Origin of the sequence: Ligilactobacillus equi DSM 15833 = JCM 10991 (assembly GCF_001435735.1) — a bacterium.
Lineage (GTDB): Bacteria > Bacillota > Bacilli > Lactobacillales > Lactobacillaceae > Ligilactobacillus > Ligilactobacillus equi.
On the sequence record NZ_AZFH01000178.1, the window covers coordinates 1 to 2,181 of the forward strand.

Here is a 2,181-nt window from a genome sequence, read left to right on the forward strand (position 1 = left end):
GCTGGTAAGGTAAATAAAGATGCTAAGGGTGTGCTCGAAAACACTATGGTGCAAACCAACGGTGGTGTTGAATACAAGACTAATACCGTTGAAAACCCAATTAAAGTTCCTGTAACTAACTGGGTTGATGAAAATGGTAAGCACTTGAAAGATCAAGAAGAAGGTTCCTTCCCTGACCGTGATGGAAATGATATTCCTGGTTACCAATTAGTTAAGATTGATGAAGATGAAGACGGTAATGTAACTAATGTTTACAAGAAGGTTCCTGAAAAGCCAGAAACCCCTGCCCCAACTCCATCAACACCTGCACAACCTGCACAACCTGCACAAGGTACTCCTGCAACTCCAACAAAGGCTGTTTACTCTAATGGCTCAGTTCAAGCAGTTGTACCACAAAAAGCAGCTAAGGAAGTTCCCGCAACTCCAGAAACATTACCTCAAACAGGTGACGAAGGCAATGGCCCATTAGCGCTTGTAGCGGGTGCAGCTGCTGCAGCACTTGGTATGTTTGGTCTTGGCTACCGCAAGCGTAGAGAAGACTAGAATTGTCAAATAGCTAAAGAAAAAGAGTTCCAATCAAGGAACTCTTTTTTTGTTGTTGAATGGAAAGGTGTTACTAAACATGGGATATAGTAATTTATTATTGGTTGATTATTACAAAATGTGGATAGAAACATACAAAAAGGAGCAGTTATACTTTCTTTTGTGTAGGAGCAATATTATCTTGTGTTTGGTTAACCTGTTTTTTAGCAGAATCAACCACTTTTTCTTGATTTTGAATTGTACTTTCTTGTTTAGTAATGTCTTGAGAAGTAGCTTTCTTAATATAAGAGATTTAAAAATAAATCCAAAATAAAATCTAGAATTTATTTTGGATTGTTATTCGAAATGAATTTACAAGTGAATTATATATTTTCTTCGATAGTTAATTTTTTCCTACGCTTATATTGAATAACAAAACGTTATATGAAGCAAATTTCTTTTTATTTTAAATTTAAACTTAAAAAAGCAAGTGACATTATAAACACTTGCTTATCATTACACTAGTTTTAAAATTTGACTTTAATAAGATAGTCCCGAACTTCTTTGTCTGTTAGAAAAAGAATATCTAGAAGGTGCATAAATTTGATATTCTTTCTTATAAATTTTTCTTTTCCTGGGCGCCTGGGCGTCGTTCGCCTAAACTACTTCTGATTTGGATATTTAAATTACTGTCAACATTACTACGGACAGTCCATTTTTTCTTTCCCAACCATAAAATCTCGATCCATAAGTTTAAGATTGTCAAAATTGTCTGACTCATTGCGCCATAAAAAGTTTTAAAAATGACATCATCTTTTGCGTCGCCAACAGATTCAAAATAGAATTTAAATCCGTCAAGGCGAGATTGAAAGTAGATATATGGTTCCATTTCTGAAATTAATGGGTGGTGGCTTGTTATCTTTTTTACAAAAATACCACCATCGCGCTCAACGCTCGGAAAATTGGATGACATCTGACATCTTGATACCGACTTGTTGTATAAATTTCATAGGTATTCTAATACCTAACGATGATCCCCACTTCGATACGTTGCTAAGTATATTTTTTGGTTCATTATTCGCTATAAAAATACCCCTTTTAGTTTGTTTTTTATTCTATTGATAAATATTTAAATAATCACTAAAATAAATAAAATGTATACGTTTATTATACAACTTATTTTTTCATTTCTAATAAATAGTACAATAATATTGCGATTTTTGACTGACAACAATTGATATAATCAATAAAATGGTTGTTTGATTTTTGTTGAATTTGTAATTATATATATATTTATTTTTATTGTAAAATAAACAACATTTATCCTTGATTACATAATCAATATTGTGTTACTTTTTAATTGTAGAAAATGCAAACATAGCTACCCTAAAAAGTTATAAGCGCCTTTTTTGAGGAAAAGTTAACTTTATTAAAGACTGTGTATGTGTGTTTTTTAATAACTTATTGAAAGGGAGAATAAAATTTTATGAAGAATAAAATTGTTAAAAAGAAACGTACTTTGAAGCTTAATCGTGCTTACAAAGGCGTAGCTACAGGGGCAGCGGTTGCTTTAGGAACTTTCTTTGTTTCCGTAAAAGCTAACGCTGATGAAGCAGCCAACACTGCAACACCTACTACTCCAGTATCAGGTTCTGGTGT

3 protein-coding genes are annotated in these 2,181 nt (G+C 32.8%); 1 reads left to right on the top strand and 2 read right to left on the bottom strand.

All coding sequences use genetic code 11. The annotated features are described in order from the left end of the window. Positions 1–543: LPXTG cell wall anchor domain-containing protein (locus tag FC36_RS11970; protein WP_156409577.1), on the top strand; the 543-nt coding region annotated here is incomplete at its 5' end. Between the two features lie 595 nt (positions 544–1,138). On the opposite strand, the gene FC36_RS09295 is transcribed toward FC36_RS11970, so the two are convergent. Continuing rightward, positions 1,139–1,495, bottom strand: a complete 357-nt coding sequence (locus FC36_RS09295) for a hypothetical protein (RefSeq protein WP_025021578.1) — start codon at positions 1,493–1,495, stop codon at positions 1,139–1,141. Next, positions 1,470–1,613: an AbrB/MazE/SpoVT family DNA-binding domain-containing protein gene (locus FC36_RS12720; protein ID WP_420843343.1), complete on the bottom strand. Its 144-nt coding sequence runs from the start codon at positions 1,611–1,613 to the stop codon at positions 1,470–1,472. The genes FC36_RS09295 and FC36_RS12720 overlap by 26 nt, the downstream gene beginning before the upstream one ends. Between the last annotated feature and the right edge of the window lie 568 nt (positions 1,614–2,181).